We start from the raw sequence: 14059 nt of genomic DNA, 5'->3' as shown, positions 1-14059 counted from the left end.
ACTGTACACGGCCCGGAACGATCATGCACATCAGCTCCAGCGCGGCATGTTTGCGCAGGTCAGCACCCATAAAGATCGGGTGGGTAGCGCGCAACAGGCGATTCCGGGCAGCATTGCTTGCGTGTCCCACCCCTCCCCGTTGATCGCCACTCAGCACCAGGCTCTCGCGCTGCGCGCCGCGGGTGATCTGACAAGCGCCCGCCGCCTGCTCGCCGACGCGATCGTCGCGGCCCGCCCGGCGTACGGCGAGGACCACCAGGACGTCCTGGCCACCGGTCACCTGCTGGCCCGGCTGCACCGGGAGGCCGACGACCCGGCCGCCGCCCGCCGCGTCCTCGAGGAGACCTACGCGGCCGGCGAGCGCCGCCGCGGCGAGACCGACCCGCTGATGCTCGCGCTCAGCTTCGACCTCGCCGGGGTGTCCGAGGAGCTCGGCAACCGGCACGAGGCCCGCCGCAACTACAGCCGCGTGGCGACCGCCGGGGCCGCCGTGCTCGGTCCGGACCACCCCGCGGTACGCGCAGCCCGCCAGTACCTCGGCGGCTCCGCCGCCGCTCCCGCAGGCTATGGCCCCTCCCACGGCGGCTCCGCCGCCGCTGCCGGCCCGGTCCCCGCTCCGCCCCTTCCCGGCTACCCGCATCCGGGCCGACCCGGGCAGCCCGGTCCCGCCTCCTCCGGGTACCCCGGGCACGGAGTGTCCGAGCCCACCGTCTCGCTGCGGGCGGTCACGCCGCCGCACCCGCACACTCCGGCCCCGCCCGGACCGGTCACCCCGGGGCCACCCGCCGCGAGTGCGCCGGTACCCGGTTCGCAGTGGGCTCCCCGCCCGGGCCCGGCACCGCATGCGCCCCACGCCGGGCAGCCGCCTCAGTCCGCGCCGGACCCGCGGATCGTGGCGCCGCCGCCTCCGGTGGCGCCCGCCCCGCCGCACCAGCCTCCCGCCGCCGGGCCGAACGGACCCGCGAGTCCGTGGGCACCGCCATCGCCGCCCGCCTCGGAGGCGACGACGCGGTTCGCGCCGGTCACGGAGGAAGCCACCTCCCGGTTCGCGCCCATCGCAGAGGAGCCCACCTCCCGGTTTGCGCCCATCACGGAAGAGGCCACCTCCCGGTTCCCGGCAGTGCCCGTCGCACCCGCCCCAGCGAAGCCGCCGACTGCCGGGGCAGCCCCGCAGGTTCCCGGGGTCCGCCCGGTGCCCCCGGCCCAAGGCGTCATCCCGGTTCCCCCGGCCCAACGCGCCACCCAGGCTCCACCGGCAACGTACGGCCGGCCGGCCGCCGCTCCCGGGGTGACCCCGGTGCCGCCCCGCGCCCCCGTCACGCCCCCGCACCCGGCAACCACCGGCACGTCGATGCCCGGCCCGACACCGGAAACCTCCGCGACGGCGCCTGGCACTCCGACGACAGCACCGACCGCCGGGACGCCGACGAGGGTTCCGGCGGCGGGGACGCCGGCGCCCGGAACCGCCGGCAAGCCACCGCTACCGCCCTCGCCGATGCCCGGAACGGCCGGCACGCCCCCGCCGCTGCAGCAGCGGATGCCCGGAACCGCGGGTACGCCCCCGCTGCCGCCCCCGCCGGTCATCCCACCCCCGCCCGCGACGCCGGTCACCGCGCCGCCCTCCGCCGGGATCACCCCGCCACCGTCGCGGACGCCCTCGACGGGCCTCGTGCCGCCACCTCCGACCGTCCTGCCACCGGCGCCGCGCGTGCCGGCTCCGGCGAGCGGCGTCCTGCCACCACCCCCGGCCGTTCCGGTCGTACCGCCCGTGTCTTCCCCGCCCGCCCCGCCACCGGTCACCCCTGCGGCCTCGGCAGCCCCACCGGCGCCCACCTCCCAGCCGACGGCCGAACGGGCGCCGACCGCCGCCGCACCGACGCCGACTTCGGTGCCTGTTCCGCCCCGGCCGGCGCCCGCCCCGCAGGCGACACCGACGGCCGAGGCAACCGCTCCCCCGCGGCCCGCCGTGGACCGGGCCATCGGCGCCGAGCCGAGCGCATCCGGCCGGGGTACGACACCGTCTGTCCCCGGTGGACCGGGCTGGGACAAGCCGACCATCCAGGTGCAGCAGATCGGTCCGCTGCTGGAAGAGGAGGCAGCGCGCAACGCCGCAGCGGCTGCCCCCAGCACCCCGGTGAAGCCCGCAGCGACCGGCGCCGCCGGCGAACCCCCGGTCGACGGACCGCCGGTGAGCCCGTCGGCTACGGGTGGAGGCGATGCTGCCGCGAGCGTGACGCGGCCGAGCTCGCCCTCAGCAGGCGCCCCCAGCGCACCCGCCACCGGTGCGCCGACGGCAGACGCCGCACCACCGCCCGTCGCCCCCCAGGTCAGCACGCCGCCCAGCAGCGCCGCGCCGGCCGGCCAGTCACCCGCCGGCGCAACGCCGGTCAGCGCACCGCCGATCGGATCGCCCTCGGCGTCTCCGGTCAGCGCGCCTCCTGTGCACCCGGTCAGCGGGCCCTCCGGGCAGTCCGTCAGCGGGCCTCCAGAGCCACCGGTCAGCGGGCCACCCGCACCCGGCTACCCACCACCGGTCAGTGGACCCCCCGCCGCACCGGTCATTGCCGCACCGGCGGTGGGCTACTCCCCACCGGCGAGCGGACCCGCATCCGGTCACCCGACCCCGGTCAGCGGATCGCCCGCACCTGGCCACCCGACGCCGGTCAGCGGACCACCGGCACCCGTCTACCCGTCGCTGGCCGGCGGGCCACCCGTCAGCGGCCCTCCCGGCCCGCCGGTCAGCGCGCCGCCCGGACCCGGCTACCCTCCGACGGCCAGCGGACCACCAGCGGGACACCCACCGGTCAGCGCTCCCCCCGGCACCTATCCACCGCCCGTCAGCGGACCACCCGCGGCACCGGTCAGCGCCGCACCGGTGAGCGGCTCCTCCGTACCGCCGTGGGGCATGGTCGCGCCGCCGTGGAGCAGCGTCGCCCCGTCCCAGCCGGTCGACCGGCCCACCGACTCCGACCCGGAGGGGGACGAGCCGGCACCCGTCGACGCGGCAGGCGAGCCGGCACCGGCCGAGGCGGCAGGTGAGGCCGAGCCGAACCGGCCGATGACGATCTACGAGGACCTGCTGGACTTCCCCGAGTCCACGCGACCGGAGCCGCCGGCCCAGCCCGAGCAGAGCGCCTGGCCAGCGACCCCGCCGATGTTCCACCAGCCGCCGGCCGCGTACCCCGGGACGGAGGAACCGGCGCGCGGCCGGAACCGCACGGTGCTGGCCCTCGTGGTCGGGGGTGCGGTGCTCGCGGTGGTGGCGGCGGTCGGTGTCGGCGCGGTGTTGCTGAACCGGGAGGCGGCGCCGCCGCCCGCCCCCGTGCCCGCGTCCGGCGCCGCGTCGCCGAAGGTGGCCGGGCCGCCGCCGGGGGACCTGGCGTTGCGCGACGACAGTACGACCGTCACGGTGACCTGGACCGACCCGACGAACGGCGGGGTGCCGTTCGTGGTGGCGGGCGGCCGGGCCGGGCAGAAGCTCGGGGTGATGGCGACTGTGGACGCCGGGCAGACCCGGTACACGGTGAACGGGCTGAGCGCGAAGCTGGACTACTGCTTCACGGTGCTGGCGGTCTACTCGACCGACTCGTACGCCACCTCGGGTCAGGTCTGCACGGACCGGGAGGGCGGCGGCACCCCGAACTGACGGTCCACGGGCGACACGCTCGGTGTCCACAGGAGGACGGTGCGGGTTTCACCGGCTCCGGGCGGCACCTATGATGGCTCCCGGCTCTGGGGAGGTTCGGCCGTGCGCATCGCCCCTCCCCCACCGACACGGGGAGGCAGCCGGCAGTGACCACCATCGAGGACGTCACGGGCACCGGGCCGGAGCAGGCTCGTCCACGATCGCGGATGCGGGGTGGGCTGGTCACCATCGGTACGGTGGCCGCTCTGCTGGCCGCGATGGGCCTCACGGTGCTCGGGCTGGGCGCGGCCGACAACGCGGTGGCGAGTTTCGACGCGTCCTCCTGGCTGTGGAGCACCACCCGCAGTGAGCTGGCCCGGGTCAACGGCGTCACGGCGCGGGTGGACACCCGGATGGAGGTGCCGGGTGGGCGGCGGCACCAGATGCAGGTGGCCCAGACCGACCGGCTGCTGATCCTGCGGGACCTCAACACCGGCCGGGTCAGCTCGCTGGACCTGGCGACGTTGCAGATCACCGCGACCACGCCGACCGCGCCGGGGCTCGGGGTGAGCGTGGCGTTGCACGAGGACGCGGCGTTCGTGGTGGACGCGGTGCAGGGCATCGTCCGCCAGCTCGACCCGCGTGCGCTGACTCCGGTGGGCGAGCCGGTCCGCTACCCGCCGGGCATCACCGGCGGCGCGTTCGACGGCACCGGCAAGCTGTGGGTCGCGGTGCCGAGCGAGGGCACCGTCTCGGCGGTCACCGCCGCTGAGCTGCCCGAGACGCCCGGTGACGCGCCGCCCGCGGGGTTGAGCCCGAAGCGGGTCGAGACGTACGACGTGGCCGAGCCGGCGCACGACCTCGTGGTGTCCACGCTGGACGACGGCGTCGCGGTGCTGGACCGTACCTCGGCGTCGCTGGTGACGGTGACCGGCGGGCAGACCCGGCGGGCGCAGCTGAGCATGTCCGCGCCGGGCAACCTGCCGACGCGGACCAGCGGGCCGCAGGTGCCGGTCACGGTTTCCGGTGACCGGTCGGTGCACGTGGTGCGGGACAGCCGCGAGGTCAAGCGGTTCACGGTGCCCGGAACGGGTGCCCGGCTGAGCCCGGCGGTGGCGTGGGCGGGCCGGTTCTACTGCGCCGACGAGACCACCGGCACGGTGTACGCCTTCGACGGCGAGGGGCAGCTCGTGCAGACCGTCAAGGGCTCCGGCCGCCCCGGTCCGGTCGAGCTGGAGGTGCGCGAGAACCACCTGTTCATCAACCCGCCGGACTCGTCCACCGCGCAGGTGGTCGACGACCGCAACCAGGTGCGTGAGGTCGACAAGTACGCCAACGACGTGCTCGGCGGCGACCCGCCGCCGGTCGCTCCGCCGCCGCCCCCGCCGAAGAAGCCCAAGGTCGGCAAGCCGGGTGCGCCGAAGTCGGTCACCGCCGCCGCCGGTGACGCGTCGGCGCGGGTGAGCTGGCAGGCCGCCGCGTCCAACGGCGCCGAGATCACCCGGTACGTGGTGGAGGGCGCCGGTCAGACCCACCAGGTCGGCGCGAACCAGCGTGCCCTGGAGATCACCGGCCTGACCAACGGTGAGACGTACACGTTCTCGGTGCACGCGGTGAACGCCAAGGGTGAGGGGCCGTCGCGGCGCAGCAACCCGGTGGTGCCGACCGCTGAGGTGCCGGACCCGCCGGCGTCGGTGGCCGCCGAGGCGCGACCGGACGGCACGGTGCGGGTGAGCTGGCCGGAGGCCGACGGCCAGGGCAACACGATCGCGAAGTACGCGGTGACGGCGACCTCGGCCGGCGCGAGCGCCCCGGCCGGTGAGTCGGCGAAGACGGAGCTGGTGGTGCCGGCCGGGCAACTGGAGTACGGCACGCAGTACGCGTTCACGGTGACCGCGGTCAGCGAAAAGGGCGCCGGGTCGAAGGCGTCGCCGGTGAGCAACACGGTGGTGCCGTTCACCACGCCGAAGGCGCCGACGGAGCTGCGCGCGTCCACGGTCGCCGACCAGCCGGGCACGATCGCGGTGCAGTGGTCCCCGGCGGTGGACAACGGCCGCCCGGTGACGAAGTACGTGGTGGAGGCCGCCGGGAAGTCCGTCGAGGTGACCGACGTCCAGGCCACTGTGGGTGGCCTGGGCAACGGGCAGAACGTGACGGTGAAGGTCAAGGCGGTGAACGAGGCCGGGCCGGGACCGGAGGCGAGCACCACCGCGCGGACGGTGGCGCAGCCCCGGATCACGGTGACCGGCTCGTCGGCGGACGCCACGTCGGTGACGGTGACGTTCACTGTGGACGCGGGCGGTGGCCGCGCCTCCTGCACGGCGGCGACCGGCGGGAAGACGGCGAGCGGCAGTTGTTCCAGTCTGCGGGTGACCGGGCTGACGCCGGGTACGGCGTACACGGTGACGCTGACCGCGAGCAACGCCGCCGGGAAGGGCACCGCGTCCCGCGCCCAGACCACCGACCCGGTGTACGGCGTCGCCACCTGCAAGAACGGCCCGTCGGGTGACCAGCGGACGTACTGCGACAAGGACGTGCCGGGCCGCAACGGCAACGAGATCTTCGAGGTTCCCCGGCAGGACAACGACAGGCAGGCGGGCTGGGTGCCGGACGGCCACCGGCTGCGCACCTACTGCAAGGTGAAGGGCGAGGACGTGGACGCCTGGATCTACAACAACAACAAGCAGAGCACCTGGTGGGTCCAGGTGGACTACAAGGGCAAGACCTACATCCCGTGGGCCTGGCTCAACCTGGAGGGCGGCGACGACCTCGGCGTCCTGCCCGCCTGCTGACCGCACCATCCGAGAGGCGCATCCGTGAACACGCACGAACCGCTCAGCCAGCCGGAGGTCCAGGGCTTCGCTGCCCTGGCCGCCCGCCTGGCCGACAACGTCAACGCGGTCGTGCTGGGTAAGCCGCAGGTGGTGCGGCTGGCGTTGACCGCCTTGTTCGCGCAGGGGCACGTGTTGCTGGAGGACGTACCGGGCGTCGGCAAGACGACGCTGGCGCGGGCCGTGGCGGCGACGGTGAAGGGGCAGTGGCGGCGGATCCAGTTCACGCCGGACCTGCTCCCCTCCGACGTGTCCGGGGTGACCATCTTCAACCAGGCCAGCCGGGGCTTCGAGTTCCACCCGGGGCCGGTGTTCGCCAACATCGTGATCGCCGACGAGATCAACAGGGCGTCGCCCAAGACCCAGTCGGCGCTGCTGGAGGTGATGGAGGAGCGGACCGTCACCGTGGACGGCGTCCGGCATCCGGTGCCGCAGCCGTTCCTGGTGGTGGCGACGCAGAACCCGGTGGAGATGGACGGCACCTACCGGCTGCCCGAGGCCCAGCTCGACCGGTTCCTGGTGAAGCTCTCCGTCGGCTATCCGGACGAGGCGGTCGAGGTGGAGGTGCTGCGCGGCGCCACGGTCCGCTCCCCCGACTCGCTGACCGCCGTCACCGACACCGCCACCGTGGGCGAGATGGTGAAGATGGCCCGGCGGGTGCACATCGCCGAGCCGCTCTACGCGTACGCGGTGCGGCTGGCGGCGGCGACGCGTACGCATCCGCAGGTACGGGTCGGGGTGAGCCCGCGTGGGGTGATCGCGCTGACCCGCGCGGCGTGCGCGTACGCGCTGATCGACGGCCGGGGCTGGATCATGCCGGAGGACCTGAAGGCGCTCGTCGAGCCGGTGTTCGCGCACCGGCTGCTGCTCACCCCCGACGCGCAGGTGCGGGGCGTGACGCCCGCCGAGGTGCTGCGTCAGGCGGTCGCGTCGGTGCCGGTGCCGCTGCCGTCGGGCCAGGCCGCCACGGTGCACGGCTGAGCGTGGGGATCACCGCCCGTGGCATCGGGCTGCTCGTCGCCGCCCTGGTGCTGCTCGGCGTGGGGTTCCGGTACGCGTACCCGGAACTGACGGTGCTCGGCGCGGCGGCCGCGGTGGCGGTCGGCTACGCCGTGGTGAACGCGGCCTGGCGGCCCCGGCTGAGCGTGGCGCGGCGGGTTGACCCGGACCGGGTGGCCCGGGGTGAGCCGGCGGCGATGGAGCTGACGGTGCGCAACACCGGGCGGCTGCGGGCGGCGAACCTGGTGGCCGAGGACCGCTGCGCCGGGGCGATGGTGCCGGTGCCGCTGCTGCGGTTGCGGCCGGGCGCGGACACGGTGGTGCGGTACGAGGTGCCGACGCACCGGCGCGGGGTGGTGCCGGTCGGGCCGCTGCGCGTGGTGCGCCGGGATCCGCTGGGGCTGGTGGCGCTGGCTCGTGGCTACGGCGGCACGGTGCCGGTGTGGGTGCACCCGCGCATCCACCCGCTCTCCGCGGTGCCCACGGGCGCGGGACGCAGCCTGGACGGGCGTACCGACAGCGTGCCGCACGGGTCGATCACGTTCGACTCGTTGCGGGAGTACGTGGTGGGCGACGAGTTGCGCCGCGTGCACTGGCGCACCAGCGCCCGGGTGGGTGAGCTGATGGTGCGGGAGAACGTGGACACGAGCCTGCCGCGCCTGGTGGTGGTGCTGGACAACCGGGCGTCGGCGCATCCGGGCCGGGCCGGCGGAGTCGCGGAGTCGTTCGAGTCGGCGTGCGAGGCGGCGGCGTCGGTGGTGGCCGCCGCGGTGCGGGAGGACCTGCCGGTGCAACTGCTGCTCGTCGTACCGGCCGAGGTGGAACCGGCGGGCGCGGCCGGGCCGCTGGACCGGCTCGCAGCGGTGGAGCTGACGGACGCCGGGCCGGACGTGCTGCCCGCCGCGACGGGCCGGCTGCGCCGGGACCGGCTCGGCGACACGCTCGTCTTCCTGACCGGGCCGGGTGGCCGCGACGACCTGGGGCACGTCGGCGCGCTGCGCGGCGCGTACCCGTCGGTGGTGGTCGGTATGTTCGGCGCGGACGGACCGACGCCGGCCGGCGCGGCGGGCCTCACGGTGCTGGACGCGGCGGACGGCGCGGCGTTCGCCGCCGAGTGGGACGGGGTCCGCCGGTGGTGACGCCGCCCCGGGCCGAACCGGCGGAGCGGGTGGCCCGCGTGTTGCGGGCCGTGCCGGTGCCGGCCGCGCTGATCGTGCTGGTCGCGCTCTCCGGTGTGGTGCTGGGCCGGGTGTACGCGGACCCGCTGCTGACCCGGCTCATGACCGGCGCGGCCGTCGGGTCGGTGCTGGTCGGCGTGGCCGCCCGGCGGCTGCCGTCCTGGCTGGTGGCGCCGCTGTCGGTGGCCGCGATGGCCGGGTGGACGCTGCTGTCGCTGCGGCTGGCCGCCGCGCACGCGGCGCTGCCGGGCGGGCTCGGCGAGGTGACCGCCGACGCGGCCCGTAACGCGATTCCCCGGCTGCTCACCGCGATGATCCCGGTCGAGCCGGCCCCGGACACGGTGCTGGTCCCGGTGGTGGCGGCGTGGCTGACCGGGCTGACCGCCGCCGAGGTGGCGCTGCGGGCCGGGCGGGTGCTGCTGGGTTACCTGCCGCCGGCGCTGCTGTACGCCGGCGCGCTCTACGTGGTCGGGCCGAACGCGGATCCGGCGATCGGCCCGACGGTGCTGTTCGCGGCGGTCGCGGCGGCCGGCCTGGCGACACCCGGGCGCCGCGACGGCCCGGCGCCCGATCCGGTCGCCGGTCTCAATCCGGCGGTACGCGCGGCGGTGCGGCTGCGGCTGGTCGCGGCGAGCGCGGCCGGGCTCGCAGTGGTGGTGGCGCTGGCGGCGCTGCTCGCCCCGGTGGTGGCCGCCCAGGTCGACGAGCGGCCCGTCGACCCGCGCCGGTACGTGGAACCGCCCCGGGTGGAGTCGCTGGACGAGAACCCGCTGATCCGGATCTCCGGGTGGGCGTTGAACCCGGACCAGCGGCTGCTCGACGTGCGTACCGTCGCGGGCGCGGGCGACGGCGGGCCGCCGCGGATCCGGCTGGCGGTGCTCAGCGACTACGACGGCGTGACCTGGCGGGTCGGTGCCACGTACCGCAACGCGGGGCGGATCCTGCCCGCCGCCGAGCCCGCCCCGAACGCGGCCACCGACGAGGTGCGCCAGGAGATCACCGTCGGCGACCTGACCGGGCGGCTGCTGCCGGCGGTGCCCACGCCGCGCGAGGTCACGGGTGCGCGGGTGGCGTACGACCCGGCGACCGGGACGCTGATCCGCCCGGAAGGGCTCGCGCCGGGGCTGCGGTACGCGGTGTCCTCGGTGCGGGAGCGCCCGGACGTGAACCTGCTGAGCACGGCGAACGTGCCCGCCGGTGACGAGGTCGCCCGGGTGCTGCGGGTGGCCGACGGGGCACCGGAGCCGTTGCGCCGGCTCGCCGCCCAGCTCGCCGAGTCGAACGGCGCCCCGTACGCGCGCGCCGACGCGATCGCCACGTTCCTGGCCGAGCACTACCGGGTGACCGCCGACGCGCCGAGCGGGCACGCGTACCCGAACCTGGCGTTCTTCCTGTTCGGACCGCGTAACGGCGGTGGGCAGCGGGGCACCTCGGAGCAGTTCGCCGCCGCGTTCGCGGTGCTCGGCCGCCTCGCCGGCCTGCCGACCCGGGTGGTGGTCGGGTTCGAGCCGAGGGGCGACGGGCCGGTGCGGGCCGCCGACGCGTACGCCTGGCCGGAGGTGCTGTTCGACGGCGTCGGCTGGGTGCCGTTCGACCCGATGCCACGTCCCGACTCCGAGCCCCGCCCGGTGGAGGAGGACTTCCGGCCGCAGCCGGAGGACCCGCCACCGTCGGAGGTGCCGGCGCCCACCGAGGAGCCGAGCGCCACTCCCCCGGCCGCCGCGCCCGCGCCCGCGCGGAACGAGGGCGGGCTCGGCACGCCGGTGCTGGTCGGCGGCGGCGCCGGTGGCCTGCTGCTGGTGGTCGGGGCGGTGCTGGCGGTGCTGGTCGCGTTGCGCCGCCGGTTGACCCGCTCCCGTCTGGCAGTGGGCGATCCGGGCGAGCGGGTCGCGGGCGCCTGGCGGGAGCTGACCGACGCGCTGCGCCTGGCCGGGCATCCGATCGGGCCGGACCTGGCGGCGGCGGAGGTCGCCGAGCAGGCCCGCCGGACGCTCGCCGAGGCGCGCGCCGCGCGGCCCGGAGAGGGCGCGGCGAGCGGCGACCCGGATGGCGCGGCGGTGGACGAGCTGGCCGGTCTGCTCAACCAGGCGGGCTTCGCGCCGGGCAGCGTCACGCCGGAACAGGCGGACCGGGCCGCACGGCTGAGCGCCGGCTTCGCCGACGCGCTGCGCGCGGCCCGGTCACGGTGGCGGCAGGTGCTGTGGACGGTCCATCCGGGGCCGCTCCGGTGGCGACGCTGACCGGACCGTCCGCGTCGTGAGGGCGGGCTCAGCGGTCGGCGGCCCGCAGCTTCCGGACGAGTTTGCGCAGCCCGGCCTGCCAGCCGTCCGGGTCCTCGGCGCGGCGCCGCGCGTAGTCGGCCACCTCGGGGTGCGGCAGGATCAGGAACCGCTCCTCGGCCAGACCGGCGACCACCGCGTCGGCGACCTGGTCCGGGGTGAGGATCGTCCCGGACGCCGCGATCACCCGGGCGCCCAGGTGTCCCTCGGCGAGGCCGTCGGCGAGCATCGGGGTGTCCACGCCCTGCGGGCACAGCGCGCTGACCCGGATGCCGGCGTCCCGGTAGGTGATCGCCAGCCACTCGGCGAGACCGACGGCGGCGTGCTTGGTGGCGGTGTACGGGGCGTCGCCGACGGCGGTCAGCAGTCCGGCCGCGGAGCAGGTGAGCAGCAGGTGTCCCTGGCCCCGGCTGAGCATCCCGGGCAGCGCGGCGCGGGCGCTGTGCAGGTGCCCGAGCACGTTCACCTTCCAGGCCCGGTCCCAGTCGGCGTCGGGCGCCTCGATGCCACCACCGGTGGCCACGCCGGCGTTGGCGCAGAACAGGTCGATCCGGCCGTGACGGCGCTCGGTCTCGTCGACCAGCGCGTGCACCGCCGCCTCGTCGGTGACGTCCAGTCCGACGCCGCCGGCCACCGGGCCGATCGCGTCGGCGGCGGCGCGGGCCGCGTCGGCGGCCAGGTCGGCCAGGACGATCGCGGCGGCGCCCTCGGCGGCGAACCGGCGGCCCAGTGCCGCGCCGATCCCGCCGGCCCCTCCGGTGATCACCACCACCCGGTCGGTCAGGTTCATCTCAGGCCACCTTTCCGGGGCCGAGTCGGGGCAGCAGATCCATCCAGGCCGCCGCGCCACCTTCGGTGATCTCGGGGGTGGGCAGCACCGCGACCACCGGCACGTCGACGCCGTTGTCGGCGTACCGGCGGACGGATGCCACGCACTGCTCGGGCGAGCCGTGCAGCACCAGCGCGTCGACCACCTCGTCCGGTACGGCGGCGGAGGCGCCCCGCCGGTCCCCCGCGGCCCAGGCCTCCCACATCGGGCCGAGTGAGTCCTGGCGGCCCAGCCACCTGTGGAAGGCGGCGTACGCGGGCACGGTCAGGTAGCCGGTGATCATGCGGCGGCCCAGTGCGCGGGCGTAGGCGGCGTCCTCGGTGGGGCAGACGAAGATGCGGGCGGCGACCTCGAAGCCGGGCCGGCGCTCCCCCACCTCGGCGAGCGCGGTCGGCACGTCGTCGGCGGCCAGCCAGTTGAGGATCACCCCGTCGGCCTCGGCGGCGGCCAGGCGCAGCATGCCGGGGCGCAGCGCGGCCAGCACGACCGGCGGCGGCACGCTGGGCGGGCGCTCCAGCGTGAACCGCCGGACGGTGAACGTGTCGAACTCCCCGTCGACGGTCTCGCCGCGCAACGCGGCCCGCAGGAACCGCAGCACGTCCCGGGTGCGCTTGAACGGCTCGTCGAACGCGATCGCGTTCCAGTCGCGTACCAGCACCGGCGAGGAGGCGCCGACGCCGAGCGCGAAACGGCCCGGCGCGGCCTCGGCCAGCGCGGCGGCGCTCATCGCGAGCAGTCCGGGTCCTCTGGTGAACACCGGTGTGATCGCGGTGCCGAGGCGCAGCCGCGGCGACCACGCGGCGGCCAGGGCCAGCGGGGTGAACGCGTCGGCGCCGGCCACCTCCGACGACCACACGTCGGTGAACCCGGCGTCGTCCAGGGCCGCGTAGACAGCGGCGTGGTCGGCGAGCGGAATTCCGCCCAATGGCACGGTCATGCCCCATCGGTTCGTCACCCGTCGATGGTGCCCGTCGGGCAGCGCCCGGAGCAAGATCCAGGCAGATATGGGTGATCCGCACCGAGGTGCCGGGAAAGAGTGTTACGACTGCCGCATGAGTCGGACCGGGGACGGAGCGCGGCGGTGAGGACCGCCGAGCCGGCCGCGCTGCGCACGTCCGGCGGCGGGCCCGACCGGGCCACGTTCCTGGAGCTCTTCTTCGACCTGGTGTACGTGTTCGCGCTGACCCGGATCTCGGCGCGCGCCTTCGAGGACCTGGTGCTGGAGGGCGGGCAGACCGGCTGGGAGGCGGTGACCGGCGGCGGCAAGACACTGCTGTTGCTGGTCGCGCTCTGGGCCGTCTGGCAGGGCACGGCGTGGACGACCAGCCGCTACGACCCGCACCACCTGTGGTTGCAGGTCATCGTGATCACCGCGCTGATCTCGGCCATGGTGATGGGGGTGGCGATCCCGCGCGCGTTCAGCCACGGCGGCCTGATGTTCGCCGCCGCGTACGTGGTGGCACAGGTCAGCCGGCCGGCGATCCTCGTGCTGGTGCTGCACAAGCAGCAGTACCGCCGGCTCAAGCTGCGCATGCTGATCACGTTCTGCGCCACGGGCGTGCTCTGGCTGGCCGGCGCGCTGCTACCGGGCAGCGCCCGCGTGGTGTTGTGGGCCGCGGCGCTGCTGCTGGAGTACCTCGCCGCCCGGTTCGGCTGGCCGGTGCCGGGGCTGGGCCGCTCCACGGTCTCCCGGTGGGACGTCCACGGCGAGCACCTGGCCGAGCGCTACCAGCAGATCTTCCTGGTCGCGCTCGGCGAGACGATCCTGCTCGCCGGCCTGTCGTTCACCCGCTCCCCGACCAGCCGGGGCATGGTCACCGCGTTCGCCGTCGCGCTCGCCACCTCGGTGCTGCTGTGGCGGATCTACGTGCAGCGGGCCGGGCAGATCCTGGGCGAGGCGGTGACCCGGGCCGCGCATCCGGCCACCGTCGGCCGGTCCGCCGCCGACACCCACCTGGTCATGGTGATCGGCGTGGTCGCCACCGCGATCGGCTACGAACTGGTCATCGAGCACCCGGTCGGGCACAACGAACTGCCCTGGCTGGCCATGATCCTCGGCGGGCCGGCCGTGTTCCTGGCCGGCCGGGCCCGCTTCGAGTACGAGGTGTTCGGCCGGATCTCCCCGTCCCGGCTGGTGGGGATCGCCGCGCTGCTGCTGCCCGTACCGCTGCTGGTGCGCCTCGCGCCGGTCGCCGCGGCGGGCTTCGCCGCGGCGGTCCTGACGGCGGTGGCGGTCGCCGACGCGCACCGCGCCTGGGGCCGCCCGCCGGAGGACGCCGCGCCGCCGTTCTGAGCGGTGCCGCCGGAGCGGGGTCCCG

At 75.9% G+C, this 14059-nt stretch carries 7 protein-coding genes and 2 pseudogenes; 7 read left to right on the top strand and 2 right to left on the bottom strand.

Annotation, left to right across the window (positions count from 1 at the left end; translation table 11 throughout):
* Positions 1–121 precede the first annotated feature (121 nt).
* From O7604_RS19760 to O7604_RS19735, 6 genes and pseudogenes are all read left to right on the top strand, one after another.
* Positions 122–577 (top strand): annotated as a pseudogene (locus tag O7604_RS19760) (tetratricopeptide repeat protein); the annotation flags it as partial.
* Between the two features lie 2628 nt (positions 578–3205).
* Positions 3206–3646: pseudogene (locus O7604_RS29595) on the top strand (fibronectin type III domain-containing protein); the annotation flags it as partial.
* A 206-nt stretch (positions 3647–3852) separates the two neighbouring features.
* Positions 3853–6417: a fibronectin type III domain-containing protein gene (locus O7604_RS19750; RefSeq protein WP_281579986.1), complete on the top strand. Its 2565-nt coding sequence runs from the start codon at positions 3853–3855 to the stop codon at positions 6415–6417.
* Positions 6418–6441: 24 nt separating this feature from the next.
* On the top strand, positions 6442–7437 hold the full coding sequence (locus O7604_RS19745) for a MoxR family ATPase (RefSeq protein ID WP_269705207.1): 996 nt from the start codon (positions 6442–6444) through the stop codon (positions 7435–7437).
* A gap of 2 nt (positions 7438–7439) precedes the next feature.
* Positions 7440–8594: a DUF58 domain-containing protein gene (locus O7604_RS19740; RefSeq protein WP_281577318.1), complete on the top strand. Its 1155-nt coding sequence runs from the start codon at positions 7440–7442 to the stop codon at positions 8592–8594.
* Positions 8588–10873: a transglutaminase domain-containing protein gene (locus tag O7604_RS19735; RefSeq protein WP_281577317.1), complete on the top strand. Its 2286-nt coding sequence runs from the start codon at positions 8588–8590 to the stop codon at positions 10871–10873. Before O7604_RS19740 ends, O7604_RS19735 begins: the two co-directional genes overlap by 7 nt.
* Positions 10874–10901: 28 nt before the next feature.
* Here O7604_RS19735 and O7604_RS19730 read toward each other — a convergent pair whose 3' ends face one another.
* The gene (locus O7604_RS19730) at positions 10902–11702 is read right to left on the bottom strand and encodes an SDR family oxidoreductase (protein ID WP_281577316.1); all 801 of its coding nucleotides are present in this window, start codon (positions 11700–11702) and stop codon (positions 10902–10904) included.
* Position 11703: 1 nt separating this feature from the next.
* Positions 11704–12678 carry an LLM class F420-dependent oxidoreductase gene (locus O7604_RS19725; RefSeq protein WP_269707066.1) on the bottom strand — a complete coding sequence of 325 codons (975 nt, stop codon included), beginning with the start codon at positions 12676–12678 and terminating at the stop codon, positions 11704–11706.
* A 144-nt stretch (positions 12679–12822) separates the two neighbouring features.
* On the opposite strand from O7604_RS19725, the gene O7604_RS19720 reads away from it, so the two are divergent.
* Positions 12823–14034: a low temperature requirement protein A gene (locus tag O7604_RS19720; protein WP_281577315.1), complete on the top strand. Its 1212-nt coding sequence runs from the start codon at positions 12823–12825 to the stop codon at positions 14032–14034.
* Positions 14035–14059: the final 25 nt, after the last annotated feature.

Source organism: Micromonospora sp. WMMA1947 (genome assembly GCF_027497355.1).
Classification (GTDB): domain Bacteria; phylum Actinomycetota; class Actinomycetes; order Mycobacteriales; family Micromonosporaceae; genus Micromonospora.
This window is presented reverse-complemented; position numbering and strand designations above follow the sequence as displayed.

What these genes read in the sequence shown, in the direction of transcription:
- O7604_RS19750 (WP_281579986.1), top strand. Translation starts at nt 3,853, where the DNA reads ATGCGGGGTGGGCTGGTCACCATCGGTACGGTGGCCGCTCTGCTGGCC.
- O7604_RS19730 (WP_281577316.1), bottom strand. Translation starts at nt 11,702, where the DNA reads ATGAACCTGACCGACCGGGTGGTGGTGATCACCGGAGGGGCCGGCGGG.
- O7604_RS19725 (WP_269707066.1), bottom strand. Translation starts at nt 12,678, where the DNA reads ATGACCGTGCCATTGGGCGGAATTCCGCTCGCCGACCACGCCGCTGTC.